Annotated in this window: 12 protein-coding genes; 2 read left to right on the top strand and 10 right to left on the bottom strand. The window is 60.3% G+C overall.

Going from position 1 to position 14,765, the window contains the following annotated elements:
* Nucleotides 1-59: 59 nt before the first annotated feature.
* Both MOK15_RS09805 and MOK15_RS09810 read right to left on the bottom strand, forming a co-directional pair.
* Entirely contained in the window at nucleotides 60-476 is a 417-nt protein-coding gene (locus MOK15_RS09805) for a hypothetical protein (protein ID WP_242931440.1), read from the bottom strand.
* Complete coding sequence (locus MOK15_RS09810) at nucleotides 473-4,624, bottom strand: RHS repeat-associated core domain-containing protein (RefSeq protein WP_242931441.1); 4,152 nt, start codon at nucleotides 4,622-4,624, stop codon at nucleotides 473-475. Before MOK15_RS09810 ends, MOK15_RS09805 begins: the two co-directional genes overlap by 4 nt.
* A 1,022-nt stretch (nucleotides 4,625-5,646) precedes the next feature.
* On the opposite strand from MOK15_RS09810, the gene MOK15_RS09815 reads away from it, so the two are divergent.
* The gene (locus MOK15_RS09815) at nucleotides 5,647-6,063 is read left to right on the top strand and encodes a hypothetical protein (protein WP_242931442.1); all 417 of its coding nucleotides are present in this window, start codon (nucleotides 5,647-5,649) and stop codon (nucleotides 6,061-6,063) included.
* Between the two features lie 140 nt (nucleotides 6,064-6,203).
* Here the strand turns inward: MOK15_RS09815 and MOK15_RS09820 are convergent, their stop codons facing one another.
* Complete coding sequence (locus tag MOK15_RS09820) at nucleotides 6,204-6,821, bottom strand: hypothetical protein (protein WP_242931443.1); 618 nt, start codon at nucleotides 6,819-6,821, stop codon at nucleotides 6,204-6,206.
* 177 nt (nucleotides 6,822-6,998) lie between these two features.
* Here MOK15_RS09820 and MOK15_RS09825 point away from each other — a divergent pair, with 177 nt between their 5' ends.
* The gene (locus MOK15_RS09825; RefSeq protein WP_242931444.1) at nucleotides 6,999-7,328 is read left to right on the top strand and encodes a TrbC/VirB2 family protein; all 330 of its coding nucleotides are present in this window, start codon (nucleotides 6,999-7,001) and stop codon (nucleotides 7,326-7,328) included.
* A 3-nt stretch (nucleotides 7,329-7,331) separates the two neighbouring features.
* Here the strand turns inward: MOK15_RS09825 and virB11 are convergent, their stop codons facing one another.
* Genes virB11 through MOK15_RS09860 form a run of 7 tightly spaced genes read right to left on the bottom strand, consistent with a single transcriptional unit; the run spans nucleotide 7,332 to nucleotide 14,765 of the window.
* Nucleotides 7,332-8,333 carry a P-type DNA transfer ATPase VirB11 gene (gene virB11 / locus MOK15_RS09830; protein ID WP_242931445.1) on the bottom strand — a complete coding sequence of 334 codons (1,002 nt, stop codon included), beginning with the start codon at nucleotides 8,331-8,333 and terminating at the stop codon, nucleotides 7,332-7,334.
* A complete protein-coding gene (locus MOK15_RS09835) occupies nucleotides 8,330-9,409 on the bottom strand; it encodes a TrbI/VirB10 family protein (RefSeq protein WP_242931446.1) in 1,080 nt (359 codons plus the stop codon). Before MOK15_RS09835 ends, virB11 begins: the two co-directional genes overlap by 4 nt.
* The gene (locus MOK15_RS09840) at nucleotides 9,406-10,086 is read right to left on the bottom strand and encodes a TrbG/VirB9 family P-type conjugative transfer protein (protein ID WP_242931447.1); all 681 of its coding nucleotides are present in this window, start codon (nucleotides 10,084-10,086) and stop codon (nucleotides 9,406-9,408) included. The genes MOK15_RS09835 and MOK15_RS09840 overlap by 4 nt, the downstream gene beginning before the upstream one ends.
* 5 nt (nucleotides 10,087-10,091) lie before the next feature.
* The gene (locus MOK15_RS09845; RefSeq protein ID WP_242931448.1) at nucleotides 10,092-10,889 is read right to left on the bottom strand and encodes a type IV secretion system protein; all 798 of its coding nucleotides are present in this window, start codon (nucleotides 10,887-10,889) and stop codon (nucleotides 10,092-10,094) included.
* Nucleotides 10,886-12,121 (bottom strand): type IV secretion system protein, encoded by a 1,236-nt coding sequence (locus tag MOK15_RS09850; RefSeq protein ID WP_242931449.1) that lies wholly within the window; start codon nucleotides 12,119-12,121, stop codon nucleotides 10,886-10,888. The genes MOK15_RS09845 and MOK15_RS09850 overlap by 4 nt, the downstream gene beginning before the upstream one ends.
* Nucleotides 12,121-14,508 carry a VirB4 family type IV secretion/conjugal transfer ATPase gene (locus tag MOK15_RS09855; RefSeq protein ID WP_242931450.1) on the bottom strand — a complete coding sequence of 796 codons (2,388 nt, stop codon included), beginning with the start codon at nucleotides 14,506-14,508 and terminating at the stop codon, nucleotides 12,121-12,123. Before MOK15_RS09855 ends, MOK15_RS09850 begins: the two co-directional genes overlap by 1 nt.
* Entirely contained in the window at nucleotides 14,481-14,765 is a 285-nt protein-coding gene (locus MOK15_RS09860) for a type IV secretion system protein VirB3 (RefSeq protein WP_242931451.1), read from the bottom strand. The genes MOK15_RS09855 and MOK15_RS09860 overlap by 28 nt, the downstream gene beginning before the upstream one ends.

Below are 14,765 nucleotides of genomic sequence, written 5' to 3' on the forward strand. Positions count from 1 at the left end.
GGCGGACCCCACACATCCCCAATCTATGCCATCATCCTTTTGCGACTTACCGAAAGCCGCTATCTTGGACATTCCGCTCGATTTAACTCATGAACCTTGCCATCCCTATCAGGCAGTAGCAGGGAGACCGATCCTCCTCGCTTCTGGAATGTGTAGAAGAACCCCGTCTTTCTCTCTCCCGCGTCTACAGCGCCCTTCGCGGGATCAAAGAACAGTTCGCCTACCGTATTCACTACTTCATCTCGCTTTAAATGCAGCATTCTCCTCACCTGCGATATAGTGTTACCAGCGTCATCCAACATCTTATCGTTTTCAAGCCTGACAACAATTTGATCGCGATAAGTGTAGCAACCTAAAAATGGTCGCTTGTCATCAATCTCTGCACCGTTCGGAGTATTATCGTTCCAGAGAAAGAATGCGAGGAACGGCGCTAGGCATATCAGTAACGCCCACAAGTAAGCCTTCTTGCCCTTCATCTGCCTTTGACCTTGCATCCATAGAGTTTGGTCCCAGTCATAGTTCCAGATACACCGAGAGCCAGCCCCCCGGCTCCATACCCAGAAGCGTCACCGGCTGTTGTGACACTCTTCTTGCCGAGAGAGGCGTTTGCAGAATAGCTGAACAATCCCACGCCAACGTTGAGTGACACGCCGCCACCGTTCAGGAGAGCCAAGCTTCTAGCAGTGCCCGATACCTGCGTGACGCCCAGTTCCGCTCCACCACCGCCGCCAAGCGAGTAGAAACTGCCTGCCGTTCCGGTCTTGGCATTTCGGAAAGTGCCGAATGACCCTGTAATACCACCACCGACAATCAGCGTGCTAACCGTCGCTTCATAGTCAATCTGACCTTCCTCGCGCAAGGCTCCCGCGCAACCTGGATCATCCACCATATTTTGCGGCATTCCTTTTCCTGGTGTTGGCTTTGGCTTTCGCTTTGGCTTCGGTTGAGCAGTAACGGTAATGTTCGCGTCATCATCGCCGTAATTGCGCGGAATGGGGTTGATACCGCCTATATTACCTCGGCCAATATTTCCGCTATTTCCGCCACCGCCTCTAGATCCAGTGACCACGATATCAGCATAGCCGGCTTCAAAAAGCCCACTGGGATCACTCCCATTCACCGGATCGGATTTGGCGTAGTTATACCAGTTGATCCCATCGCCATATCCGATGGGATCGGTCTGCATGAACCGTCCGAGGGTGGGCGAGTACATGCGGGCCTTATAGTCATAGAGGCCCAGTTCAGCGAGCCATTTCTGGCCTGTGTACTGGAAGCGGCCGAGGTTTCCGGCCTTGGGGATGCCATATTCATCATAGCTGTTGATGGCGATAGCGCTGCCGCTGTCATTGGTGACGGCGATGATAGAGCCGCGCTCGTCGGCATGCAGCCAGCGCCGATCCCCCGTACCCGAACCTTCATACCAGATCAGGGGTTCGTCACTGTTGGGGCCATAGACATAGCGACGGAGCACAGCGCCTGACGGGTTGGCGATCTCCGCAGCAAGATTGGCGCCATCATACATCATCCGCGTCGAGACGGTCGTGTCATATTCCGACAGGCGGCCTAGCGCATCATAATAGAGGCTTACCCCGTTGCTCGCGGTCTTGAGCATGTTGTCGACGGTATAGCCGAAGCTCGTCGTGCCGTCGCCCGTCAGGTTTCCGCGTGTGTCATAGCTGAAGCTCGCTGCTCCCGCGCTTGTATATTGATTGAGACCATTCACCGTATAGGCGCGGTTGATGTTATAGACCCCGTTCCAGGCATAGGTGTCGTTGGATGCGGTTCGACTGCTGATCTGGTTTGCCGGATTATAGCCGAAGGTCAGGGTCTGATCCTGCCCGGTGCCCGCCAGGTCCTGCACCAGTTGCGACTGGCGTGAGGCAGGATCATAGCTGTAACTGGTCGTCGTCCCGTTGGCGCGGGACAGGCTGGTCCGCCGGCCCAGATCGTCATAGCCGAAGGTCACCAGTACATTGTTCCCGCTGTCGAGGATCGCGCTCATCTCGCCGGTTACAAGATAGCTATAGTTCACATAGAAGCCGTCCTGCCACGTCGCCCGCGTGCGGTGACCAGCGCCATCATATTGATAGCTCATCGCCCCGAAGGGTTGCCCTTCGCTCAGCACCCGCCCCAAGGCGTCGTAGGCAAATGTTTGCGTGACGCCGTCGGCCGGACGGCTGACGGTGTTCACGTCACCCCAGAGGTCATAGGCGATATTGGTGTCATATTCGCCGGCAGGCCGATCGATCGACGTCATACGATCGAGCGCGTCGTAGCCATAGTTGATGATCTGCCCATCGCGCAGGCGGCGCGAGGTTACATTGCCGTTAGCGTCGTATCCCAGTTGCTCATAACTGCCCCCCGGATAGGTCGTGGAGGAAAGGCGATCGAAGCCATCATAGCCATAGGTCGTGACATTGCCATTGGCGTCGGTCACGCTCTGCTGTTGGCCGTTGTTGGTATAGGCGACCGTCACATCGTCCGACTGCTCGGCCAAACCATAGCCATTGGTCGTCTTGAGCAGACGATTGGCATTGTCATAGCTATATTTTACGACGCGATCCGGGCCTTTGGGTCCATTGGTTTGCAGCGGCGCGCAACTCGTGGCCTGTGGTCCCCATTGTGCTGGATCCATATATCTGATCGAACAGGATAGGCGGCTCGCGCCATCATACACATAGTCGGCCACAGCATAATCAACGCCATTCGACCAGATGGTCTGCCGATAGATGCGGTCGACCGCGTCATAGACTTTGGTAAGGCGATAACTTTCCGCGAAATTATTCCATGCGGTATCGCTTGCGTCCGTGACGGTACCGGTTTGCACAAGCGTCAGACGACCTTTCGCATCATAGCTGTTCCGCACCGCACGGCGCTTGAGCGCACCCCCGCCATCGGGATCAGCGGACACGATACCGATCCGTTCACGATTGGCATCATAACGATAGGTGACGATGTCGTCGCTGCCTGCCAGCGGGCCATCCACGCTGATGACGTTGCCGACATCGTCATAGGCGTTGGTAATGGATGATATGACCGATCCATCCCCGGCCTGCACAGTGATCGTCGTGGGCAAGCCATTGGCGTTATAGGCTATGCTGGCCTTGCGCTCATTGGCTGTGCCAGTGCAAGAAGCGGCAGTCCCGCAGATCGAACTGCCTGTTACCATCTGCACGCCATTGACGGCGGTATAGCTATAGGTCGTGGTTGGGCGTCTGCCAGCGGCATCGGCAGGAGCCGTGATGGCGCTGAGGGTGCCTGTGGTCAGATTATAGGCGTAGTCGGTCTGGTTGCCTTTGGCGTCCTTGGTCCATTGCGGCTTGTCGCAGGTCGCCGTGCTCGAACAGGGATAGGATGCTGATGTGGACAGATTCGCAAGACCGCTTCCTGACTTGGCAACGGATGTAGTCTGGGTAACGTTGCCATAGCCGTCATAGCTATATTGCGTGTAATTGCCTTCGGGAGCCGTGGCCTGAGTGACACGCCCATTGCCATCATATTGCCAACTGCTCGTCTTGCTCGTCGCATCGGTTGCCGAAGTCATTCGTTGCGAAGCAATGTCGAACACATAGGTGCTGACGTGGTTGAGCGGGTCGGTGACGGTCGTCGTCCGGCTGCTGCCGGCGTCGGCATATCCATAGCTGGTCGTGCCCGCCGCTGTCTTGACGCTCGATACCCGGTTCGATCCGTCATAAGTCACTGTGATATCTTCGCTGCCACTACCAGGCCGCGTGATTCCCGTTACGTTTGTACCAGTCATGCGATAACTGGTCGTCCGGCTCATGGCATCGGTGATATTGTAATAGCTGTTGCCGCCACTCGTAGTGGAACTAAAAGACTGGGAACGCGCGCTGCTGCCAGAGATTTTGGTATTCGACATCACGGCGCTGGTGATCGTTCCCCAAGCGTCGAAATAGGATGCAGGAGTAACCTGGTCCATCTCTGGCGGATCGATGGCAGGATAACCAAAAGCCACGATATAGCCGGAGTTATTGGTAACGGAACTTATCTTGTAGGCAGTTTTCTTAACGAGACAGATCGTGCCTGATGAACTTGGCTTTACTGAGGTGCAATATTGCACACCTGTATAAGCATAAGTAATCGTTTCTCCCGAAGGGCGAGTAACGTCCGATACGACAGCGGCATTCGTCGCATAGGGATAGGCTCCGACTCGGGTCGTACTAAAATGAACGACCGTGCCGTCGTTCATGGTATAAGTATAAACCGAGCCGCTCAGCGAGAGCGATGCGCCATTGCCTTCGGTCGGGGTATAGGTCGATCCTGAAATGGTGAAGCGATCCGATGTGGCGCCAAAGCTGACATAAGCGGTGTTTCCACTGACGTTCAGCGTTGCAACGAGATTATCGCCCCAGCCGCCGCCATGGTTGAATTTTCGCCAGATCAGTCCTTGGGTTCCGTTTCCTCCGGCGGTCAGCACAGGACCGTCTACATTCATCGTGCCCAGGAACAGATCGACGCCGTTGCCATCAATGGAGGTACGGACGGGAGGAGTAGAGGCGACTTGCCCCCAAACAGGCGAAACCAGCCCCGAGCAAAGAATGGTACCAAGTCCAAGAAGCGTGCGGCGCGCGCGATAACGCGCAACCTGACGGGAGGTCGTCATATATCTGTTCCGCCATAAGAGAATGAAGTGAAGCGGGGCGCCTCAGGATCAGGGCGCGCCCGTCGTCTTCGCGTTGATGCGGTTATCCGCTTTGTCGTGGGTATATTCGGTCGTCACGCCATTATTGACCGTGCCGGTTCGGACAAGCTTCACCAATCGCCCCTTCGCGTCATATTGGTAGGTGACCGTTTCAGATGCGATCGCGCTTCCGACCCAGAACAGGCCAAACGCAAATATAATAGGCTGCACCTTGCGCATATGCCCCACTTATTGCCGCTTCTACACGACCGACACTACCACCATGTAAATCGAAAAATGACAATATGTTTCTTGATGGTTTCTATAAGTTTCTGAAATTCCCAATGCGCACAATGGTGTGGGAGCGAGTTCCTCTGGGCGGATGCATATGGGCAGGTTGATCTGAACCCAAGATTGTACCTTGGTTGTGGCCGACTCGCTGGCGGTGCTGCCCAAGAAAGGAATGTCAACCATGGTGACCAGATCGCTTCGCCCGGCATTGTGGCTGGTACTCAAGCCTGCGTTGGCGTCGGCGCCACGCCCTATGGGCGCGGCGCTATAAGGTAAGTCCACACATCGTTTTTGGATGGTCGTCAGAGCCATTGCACCCGGGCTTCGCGGATGCCAAGTGAGATTGGCTGGCACCGGTACCAGCCAGGGTTGACCGATTTGTCTGACCGGTCTCGATCATTTTCGCAGGAACGCCCTTCATGCAATCGACCGGACTATTAGCAGCGATAGGCTGGATCGAGACACTGATCCTCAGCTCCACCGGCCTGAGTATCTTTTTCCAGATTCCCGTCGATCGGCCTGCATCGGTTTCGCAAAATCACCGATGATCAGGAACCGCATCTTGCTTTGATGGAGGATTTTCGAAAATATCAGGCGACTAGTCGATTTGGGGGGATCATGCGCATTTAATAACTTTGTCGCTTGTCGCGATGCTGGCGGCACCGGCGGTGGCCCAGGAAAAGCAGCATTATGCCTATGATGCTTTGGGCCGGTTGACCAAATCCTATCGCGAGACGGGGCCGAATGCGGGCAACCTCAACACCTATCAATATGACGCAGCGGACAATCGGCAGAATTTTTCTGGCCGGAATGTGATCAAAAACCTTCAGGTCAATCAATTCATCCTGTCTCCCGATGGCCGCTTCAAACTGGCGATGCAAGGCGATGGAAACCTCGTTCTTTACTTTGGATCACAGGCCCTTTGGGTGGCGCCGGGCACCTATGGCGCCGGCAACCAAGCCTATTTCCAGAATGATGGGAACTTCGTGGTTTACGGCCCATCTGGACCGCTATGGGCCGCAGGCGTCAATTCGCCGGGTGCCGAGCTATATTTGCAAGACGACGGCAATCTGGTCATTTATTCGCTCTATGGCGTGCCGCTTTGGCATACGGGTACGGGCGGACATTAACGGTCTGCATCTGGCATAGGCCTCAATAGCCAGCACACCTCCGCCGGCATATTGGGTTTGGTCCCTGCGATGGACGCTATCGGAGTAACGCAATGATCGGGCGGCATAGGCATGAGCCTGCGCCGCCCGATCATTGCGTTTCAATAATATCCGATGCGTTCGACTTTCACATAGGATGTAGCTCTAAAATATGTACGAAACTCCATCGCGTGCCCTGCGCGCGCCGAGGAGAAGGAAAAGGGAACCTCCATAATCTGGTATGAAAATGGGGCCATGAACTCTTTTCGCTTGACCGTCCTGGATGTCAATATTTCATTGGCCGTCGCGTCGTAAACGTCCAGGGTGACGACCTCATCTTCCGTCTGAATGTTGGTGACGTCGACCATGATCCGCCAAACCGCCACTCTCTCGCCGACGGGAACGGATGTCGTGTAGGGGCCATATGTCAGAAACGAAACGGGAGAGGTAGTTTCGGCAGCCCACCCTCCCGAAGCATCGGCATAGCCTATTTGATGGTTGAGGGACGTGGCCAGCCAACTTGTATCAAATTGCCGCTGAACCTGGGCTTGCGATCGATTGTCGGCTTTGTCGTAGTTGTACTTGCTAAGCGCACCTTCGCCCCTCTGAACACGAACCAGGCGACCAAGGGCGTCATATTCGAACTGGTCAGTAGATGGCTGGGCGGATGCCGTCTGCGTGCAAACGGCAACCGCTGCGATGGCTGCCAGGACCTTGATTGAATAAGCCATGATCTTCATCCCCCAATTTACCCCCAATCTGTATAGGTAGTTGAACATCGTCTAAAATTGCGAACGCATGAATCGAGCCATTGCACCCTGGCTTCGCGGATGCCAGATGAGATTGATCGGCACCAGCAAATGCCGATGGGTTGGTTCATCTGACCGAGCCTGATCATTTTTGCAGGAACGTTCTTCATGCAATCGACCGGACTATTAGCAGCGATAGGCTGGATCGAGACACTGCTCCTTGGCTCTACCGCGACCATAGCCGCCACCCTTGCAGTTGCGATCGTGGGCTTCCTGCTGTTGGAGGGGCGGCTGGATTGGCGGCGCGGCGTGCGGACGCTTATCGGCTGTTTCCTGATCTTCGGCGCACCGGTCATAGCGGCGGGCTTGCTTGCCCCGGCCTCGCGGACAGCCGTCCCCAGGGAAATTGCCGCAGAGACCGAAATCCCCCCACCGCCGCCGCGACCGCCGGAACACTATGACCCTTATGCAGGGGCAGCGCTGCCGCAAGGCTGGTGATCGTCACAGGCCGTCCCTGTCGGCAATCGTGCGGATGATGCGCTTTCCGCCGCGCCGTTCCAGCTGGACGAACAGATCGACGGTGCTGCGGATATAATGGGCAATATCGTTGCGGTTGAGCTGTGTGCCCGATTGCAGGATGATCAGCGCCAGTTGCTCGATCGCCTTGGCGGGCGTGTCAGCGTGGATGGTGGTCATGGAACCGGGATGGCCAGTGTTGATGGCGCGCAGGAACGTATAGGCCTCGCTTCCCCGCAGTTCGCCCAGGATGATCCGATCCGGGCGCATACGCAGCGAAGCCTGGAGCAGATCGTCGGCGTGGACCTTGGCTTCCCCCAGCTCGCCCTTGACCGCTACCAGGCCCACCATATTGGCATGATCGACCTGCAATTCAGGCGTGTCCTCGATCAGGATCAGGCGTTCTTCGCGCGGTATCTCGCGAATGAGGGCGTTGAGGAACGTCGTCTTGCCCGTTGAGGTGCCGCCCGAGATCAGGATGGTCTTGCGCTGCCGCACCGCATCGGCGAGCATCGACACCCGATCGTCGCGGCCAATGGGCGATGTCTCTCTTGCCTCTGCCTCTGGCTCGTCGAACGCGCCGCTTGCGGCATAATCCTCAAGCGTCAGATTGGCCGAGACATGACGGCGGATGGCCATGGCCAGCGGACCGCGCGTCGCGGGCGGCGCGACGATCTGGACGCGCGAGCCATCAGGCAACCGCGCGGAGAGAAGCGGATGCTCGCGGTTGATGCCCTGATGGGAGAGGCTGGCAATCTGCCGCGCCAGCCGCCACAGGCTGGCTTCCGTCAATGCCGGCACATGCTCGCGCTCGATCCCGCCGCCCAGACGCTCGATCCAGATCTCGCCAGGATGGTTGATATAGATGTCAGTCACATCGGGCTGAACCAACACGCTGGAGATGGGAGCGAGATAGGCGTCGAGAAAGGGAAAGTCGGAGAGCACAGGCTCTGTCGCATCCTTGCTCGATGCGCGTGCCTTGTTCATCGCCGCAGTCCCGTGCCGCTGAAGTCCAGGTCCCGCGCCACGAACACCGATATCTCGGCCCCCGATGCAACCTTGATCGTCGGCGCCGGATCGACATTGGGAAGGAAACTTTGCCCCGCAGCGCCAATCTGCCCGGGCAAGCCGACGATCACCGAGTTGCTTCTTGGCCGCGAGGCGACATTGACGCCGATGGTCAGCGCCGACTGCAGCACGGCATTGCCGAACCGCTCGATGAAATGATTGTTGACCTTGCCACGAATGCCGGCCCCGCCCAGCACATCGGCGGCAGGCGAGCCGATGCGGATCGCCACGCCATCGGGCCGGATGAGCCGCGTCCAGGTGACCAGCACGCGCTTCTGCCCTTCCTTCGCGTCACCCGATGCCTCGCCGATCAACCGGCTGCCGCGCGGGATCAGGACGCGGGTGCCATCGAACCCGCGCGCATCGCGCGACACGACGGCACGGACCAGACCCGGACGCCGGCTGTCGATCGGCGTCTCGAGCACGGCGCGGATCATCGATCCCTGCGGCACCAGGCTGGAGCGATTGCGAATGACGCTCGCCCGCACCGCCTGGTCGTCACCGGCACCGCCAGCGGCAGCCGAGGCATTACCCAGCCCATCGGCCGAAGCCAGATCGATGATGAGCGGGGAATCCCCTCCTTCACCCTTGGTGCGGGGAGCTGTCGGCGCAGGAGCGAGCGGTGATGGCATCGGCGGCATGTAGGCCGGCGCCATCGGCGCAGGGAAGCGGTTCTCCGCCATTGGCGGGGCTGGCGGCGCTGAACTTGTTGTGGCCACAGGTATTGGGGCACCAGACTGGATCGGCGCTGGTGGCGGTAATGGCAGAGACAGTGGCTGCGGCGAGGCGATGGTCGCGTTGGCGGGCGCGGCCCTGGCGCCGGCTTGTTCATTCCCGCGCCGGTTGGCGTCGAGGATCAGGAACAGGCCGATGGCCAGGACAGCGCATATGCCGGCAATGGCCGCGCCCGAAAGGCCGGATGATGGCATCCGAACCTTCGGATGGATGGTGCGATCGTCCAGCGCCGAGCGGGGATCGTCCTGCTCCTGGCTCATGGCTGGACCTTCGCGACCTGACGGGTGGCGACCGCCTTGCGCTTGCCCGAGCGGAATATGAAGCGGGGCGCGATGGCATCGACCACGAACGCGCCCTCGCGCATGGCGCCATTGATCAGCGTCTCATCCCCCTGCTCGTCTACCGCATAGACGGCGGGAATGGCGACCTGCGCCGGCCAGCGGATCGTGGTCGCCAGGCCATCGTCAGCCATGCCTTGCGGGATCAGTTCTTTCGCGCCCTTGACGCGATAGGAGGCCTGGCTGTCATGCACGACCGTCGGCGGCGCCATATCGATACCGGCATAGCGGAAGCGCACGATATAGGGACTGATGCCCATGACCGACCCGGACGAAAGCAGGAAGCTGTAACGCCGCGCGTCGGTCAACACGATGAGATTGGTGTCTATCGCGCCATCGGTGGGCTTGATGAAGAGATGATCGGCCCGCTTGTTGGGCGTCACCTGCCAGCCCGTCGCCTCGCCTATCGCCACATTCTCGATCCGCTCATCGGCCGCGAACTCGATCGCCACGGTAAAGCCGGTCTGAAGGCCAAGACGCACGACCTGATCGCCATCATAGTCGACCGTCTGGATGCGCGGATCGCCCGGCGAGGGCTGCGGGATCACTTCCGCTGCCGCTGGCGCCGCAAGCAGGGCGAGCAGTAGAGGCGCAGCCATGCGGATCACGGCTGGGAGACTCTGGCTATGTTTGCCTGGACCGGCAGCCCGCCCACAGGCGCGGCCTGGACTTGCGGCACTGGCGTGCTCACCGCCACAACAGGCTCGGGCGATTCCTGGTCGCGGCGATAGCGCAAGACCTGGAACCCCAGCGGATTGATCAGCCGGTCATCCATCGACATGGCCGCGTCGACAAAGCGGTAGCGGATGATGGCGACCCAGGCTTCCTTTGGCCCCTCACTCTGGCCCTGGTCCCGCCGCTCGGTCTCGAAGCGTATCTGGGCCGCGCCTGGCCCCATCGGCGAGACGCTCTTGATACGAACCGAGAGCACGGTCGTACGGGGCAGGCGCTGGAAGGGGCTGGCCGGATTGGTGGGCGCCATCATGGCGATATAGTCGCTGCGCGCGCGGTCGGCCGACCAGAGGCCCACCTTGCGATAATTGGCCTGGACGCTGGTCACGTCCACCTCTTCACGCGCGATCACATATTGGGCGAGCAGCGACTTTGTCAGCGCTTCGTCGGGCGCAAGCGTCTGCCGGCCATCGCCCTTGAGCAACTGGACATAGCCGGTCGTGCGATCGACCAGCAGCGTATAGGGCACCACCGTCTTGAGCGGCATCATCAGCGCGATCGCGATCACCGCGAACAGCGCGACGCTGCAGGCGATGCCGGCAACGAGCCACGCTATACGCCGCGACTGGCGCAGCTTTTCCTGGCCGTCCTGCGCCCAACTGGTGGCGCGCGCATAATAGGCTTCGCGGTCGGAAGCGGGTTTGGTGCTTTTGTGGGTCTTGTCACTCATATCCGGCCGTTCCGCTGGCTGATGCTCTTCGTTTTGCGCTGATGCCCCGTGCGCCGGTAACTTTGTCCGAGCGGCGTGGGTCTGGGGTCGCCTGGGCTGTTTCTTTCGGAAAGCGCAATCCGCCGCGTCGCATCCGGCCCTGTTACAGTGAGAAGAGGCCTTGTCTCCCATTGATCGCTGATCCTGATCGAATCGGAGATCATCGCTGCGCGGGATCGGCCCTCCTCCTGCGGTTGCGCGGCGCCTGACGGGCGCTCCTGTCCCTGTTGCACAGGCGCGGCGCTTCGCCAGCGCTCGGAGATACTGGAACCAAGGGCAAGACCACGCTCCACGAAGCGGAAGCCGGCCCCCATGCGCAGTGAGACGAAGAGCGCGATCAGCAGCGCCAGCGTGAAGATGACGATGGTGGCGAGGATTTCGCCGGGCGCGAGCACCGGCAAGGTTCCAGCCATCATGGCCTGGATCAGGGCGGCCAGCTGTGGCTCGATGATCGCCATCTCGATCCCCAGCAGCACGCCGGTGGCGACGCTGGCGACAGCAGTCCCGATCAATGCCCGGACCCAACCTTCGAACAGGCCGCGCGTCGTGTCGAAGAGCAGGCAGGCAAAGAATAACGGCCCGAGCGCAAGCAGCAAGCCCGCGATCAGTCGCACGGACATGAGGACTGCAAGGCCCGACACCAGCAGCAGGATGCCCGCTACGGTGAGCAGCGGATTGCCGGCGAGCGATAAGAGCGGGGCTTGGGGAGGAGGAGGCGCCGCCGGGGCGCCATCGGGCGAAGGCGATGGGTTGACCGGCGGTACGGCAGTAGATGGCCGGGTGAGTTCGGCGATCGACTGATAGCTGCCTTGCAGCCGCGCCGGGAAACTGCGTCCGGTCCCGCCGCCCGCGCCAGGTAGCAAGGCGAGCACCTCGCGCGGAGCCTCGATCGCGAGATTGTAGACGACCGACCTGTAGGCGGACCACTGGGTGGCAAAGGCAAGGACCAGGCCGATCTTGGCTACGAGCAGGATGCCGTCGCGGATCTGCAACTGATCTCCCAACAGCAGCCGGTAGCCCTGGAAGGCGATCAGGATGGTGAGCAGACCGCCCAGCCCGAGGATGACGGGAGAGTTGCCGGCAGACAGCGCGGCATAGCCGCCTTCGCCCAGAAGCGCGGCCTGGCAATCGACATAGCGGGTGAGCGCCATGGCATAGCCCTGGGCCGCGTCGAAAGGCGCACAGCCTTCCATCAGGCGACGCTCAGCAGTTCGGGAAGCCAGGCCTGCGGGTCGTCGCCCACCCGGTCGCGTATTTCGTCGAGCAGGCGCACCGTGCGTTCGCGTCCCGACAGGATCGTCAATATGTCCGCCTCGCCGCTCAGGTTCAGGCGCGCCACCACGCTGTCATTGCCATGCTTGATGAGGAAGCAATGCGCATTGTCAGCGAGGCTACGGACAAGATCATATTCATGGGGCGTGAGGCCAAAGCCATCGCAATAATCCTCGCGCCGCGCCTTGGCATTGGCCATGAAGATCTGGGTTGCCGCCTGCTCGACGATGGCGCTGGCGATCTTGCTCGACAGGGCGTCCTCCGCGCTTTGCGTGGCGAAGCCGACGATGCCGTTGCGCTTGCGGATCGTCTTTTCCCAATCCTTGATCTTGTGGACGAAGATATCGTCGTCGAGCGCCTTCCAGCCCTCGTCGATCACGATGATCGCCGGTGTGCCGTCGAGCCGCTCTTCGACCCGGTGGAAGAGATACATCATGGCCGGCGTGCGCAAGGTTGGCGTATCGAGGATGCGGGTCATGTCGAAACCGACGGTCAGGGCGTCGATGTCGATCCGATCCTCCGCATGGTCGAACAGCCAGGCATGTTCGCCTTCGCCCCACCAGGGGCGCAGGCGCGACCAGAGATCATTGGCATGTGGACGCTCGCTGCCACGGAACAGTTGGGCGACGTAGCGCAGGCGGCGATGGGATTTGGGAACGCCATAGCTCGCATCGACCGCTTCCTGGATGTGGAGCAGTTCCTGGGGCGTCAGCGGTTCGCCCGGCAGCGCCACCAGACGGCCAAGCCAGTCGATCAGGAAGCGGCGGTTCTCAGGGCTGTCGTCGATCTGGAGCGGGTTGAGCGCTGCCGACATGCCAGGCCGCAATATGTCGTAGACGCCGCCAATCGCGCGGATGAAGAGTTCAGCGCCCCGGTCCTTGTCGAAGAAGATGATCCGTGGCGCGAACTTGCGCGCCTGGGCGAGCAGGAAATTGAGCACCACGGTCTTGCCCGAGCCTGACGGGCCGATGATGGTGAAGTTCCCCAAATCCCCTTGATGGAAGTTGAAATGATAGGGACCGGCGGCTGTGGATTCCAGGATGGTGACGGCATCGCCCCAATGATTGTCCGTCGCCCGGCCGCTGGGGAAATTATGATAGCTCGCCAGGCTCGCAAAATTGCGCGACGAGATGAGCGCGCGGCGCGCGATATAGGGGAAGTTACCCGGGAACTGCGCCCACCAGGCAGCTTCCAGGCCTATCTCCTCGCGCACCGCGATGAGGCCAAGGTCGGTAAGCGCCGACTGGACTTCGGCGACCTGCGCATCGACCAGGCCCATCTCGCCCCCGCGCACGGCGATGGTCAGATGATGTTCGCCAAAGGCGGCGCGGCCGGCAGCGAGATCATCCTTGGCGCTGCCCAGTTCTCCCCGCAGGCTGAGCGCCTCGTCGTCCGATGCGCGCATACGGCGCAGCGCCAGGTTCATGCGCCCCAACCCCGCCTGACGATCGACGAAGCCGAAGCTCTGGCTCACCACCATCTCGACCGGCAGGCGCAGCAGATCGTCGAGCATGCCGGGCGTGGTGCTGCCTGGATAATCCTTGATCGAGAGGATGGCCTGATACTCGCGGGGAAGGTCTCCCGCAGCGCCAAGCTCCACCATGTCCTGGCCGAAGCTGATCCGGCGATAGGGCAGATACTCGCCGATATCGCCTTCGGGCAGGCGCACGGGCCGCATCTCGCCGTTGAGGATCATCGAGAGAAACTCGAGCGGTTCGGAATAGAGGCCGTGCTCGCTCTCATAGCTGCTGAGCACGCGCGGGCGATAATGGCCAAGCGCCGCGACGACCTGCTCGGTTGCGGTTTCGAGCGCGCGCTTGTCGGCGGCGCGGTCTGCCGCCGAGGAACTCGCGCCGGTCAGCCTGCGCGACAGGCGATCGGCGATGCCGCTGCGCCCTTGCAGGGGGCGGCGTACGATGGTGAGGAAGAGATCGTTGACGTAGAGGCGGCGTGTGCCCAACCGTGCACGCCAGGCCTCGTCCAGCCGCGCGCTGAAGCTGTCTGGATAATCGGCCTCAAGCGACGTATCGACGCGGCGGCGGACGATATGGTGATAGATGGCGAAGCGCGAGGAGCCGATCGCCTGGAGCATCGCGTCACGCAGCCCCTTACGATAGTTGAGTTCGTCGGTGTCGGCGGTCTCGAACAGGAAGCCGCCCAGATGGATGACCTGCAGCATCAGGCCATCGCGGGTCAGCAGCGTATGATCGTCGATCTGCGCGGCATAGGGCAGCCTGCTGCCGACCGATCGCTCACGCCTCGCCGCTTTCTCGGTCGCGCTCAAGGTTGATAGGAATTGCAGCGCCATAGCCGATAGTTGGGAATGCGGGGACAACGGGCGGCCTTGACCAGCCACAGGTCGAATATGTTGGGTTCACGCAGGCAGGCGAGATAGCCGATGACATGGATGACGACTGCGGCAAGCAGCACCCAGACCGATTTGAGAACCAGGAACAGTTCGGCGGTGACGATCGCGTTGATGACGAAGAAGCTGTAGGTGACGCCGGCGAACATCTGCGGCCTTGCCAGGGCCACGAACAGCGTGTCGCGGTCGAGCTGGCTCAC

Source organism: Sphingobium sp. BYY-5, assembly GCF_022758885.1.
In the GTDB taxonomy this organism is placed as follows: domain Bacteria; phylum Pseudomonadota; class Alphaproteobacteria; order Sphingomonadales; family Sphingomonadaceae; genus Sphingobium.

Bases quoted from the DNA above. Each gene is read 5' to 3' on its own strand.
- MOK15_RS09855 (WP_242931450.1), bottom strand. From the start codon at position 14,508: ATGGCGCTGCAATTCCTATCAACCTTGAGCGCGACCGAGAAAGCGGCG.
- MOK15_RS09845 (WP_242931448.1), bottom strand. From the start codon at position 10,889: ATGAGTGACAAGACCCACAAAAGCACCAAACCCGCTTCCGACCGCGAA.
- virB11 (WP_242931445.1), bottom strand. From the start codon at position 8,333: ATGAACAAGGCACGCGCATCGAGCAAGGATGCGACAGAGCCTGTGCTC.
- MOK15_RS09825 (WP_242931444.1), top strand. From the start codon at position 6,999: ATGCAATCGACCGGACTATTAGCAGCGATAGGCTGGATCGAGACACTG.
- MOK15_RS09810 (WP_242931441.1), bottom strand. From the start codon at position 4,624: ATGACGACCTCCCGTCAGGTTGCGCGTTATCGCGCGCGCCGCACGCTT.
- MOK15_RS09850 (WP_242931449.1), bottom strand. From the start codon at position 12,121: ATGGAAGGCTGTGCGCCTTTCGACGCGGCCCAGGGCTATGCCATGGCG.
- MOK15_RS09835 (WP_242931446.1), bottom strand. From the start codon at position 9,409: ATGAGCCAGGAGCAGGACGATCCCCGCTCGGCGCTGGACGATCGCACC.
- MOK15_RS09805 (WP_242931440.1), bottom strand. From the start codon at position 476: ATGAAGGGCAAGAAGGCTTACTTGTGGGCGTTACTGATATGCCTAGCG.
- MOK15_RS09840 (WP_242931447.1), bottom strand. From the start codon at position 10,086: ATGGCTGCGCCTCTACTGCTCGCCCTGCTTGCGGCGCCAGCGGCAGCG.
- MOK15_RS09820 (WP_242931443.1), bottom strand. From the start codon at position 6,821: ATGAAGATCATGGCTTATTCAATCAAGGTCCTGGCAGCCATCGCAGCG.